This window comes from Pseudanabaena sp. PCC 9330 (genome assembly GCF_055795045.1).
Genome location: NZ_JAYFES010000020.1, coordinates 1 through 258, shown reverse-complemented (window position 1 = coordinate 258; position 258 = coordinate 1). Strand labels below are relative to the sequence as shown.

The 258-nt window shown below is 39.5% G+C and carries 1 pseudogene; it reads left to right on the top strand.

The window, feature by feature from the left end:
• Nucleotides 1-13: 13 nt before the first annotated feature.
• Nucleotides 14-258, top strand: a pseudogene (locus tag AC0QKW_RS00400) (hypothetical protein); the annotation flags it as partial.

Sequence of the window (258 nt, the reverse complement as noted above, 5' to 3'; positions counted from 1 at the left end):
GAGGTGATGGGCTATGGGTTTGAATTACAGTTATCAACTTTATTTTCATCGTGACAAACTTTGGCCTGTTTTACAGTCTCTTGCAGGTTTTGCAAATTCATTAGAAAGTCACCACCAAATTGACATTATATTTCCCGATGGCCACAAACTAACCTTGCCTTTCACTTCTAGTTACGGGATTACCCAAGAACACCGTGATTGGGACAATAAAACGCAGCCGATTTATTTTGAGGATACGGCTAAGTCCATACAATTCAA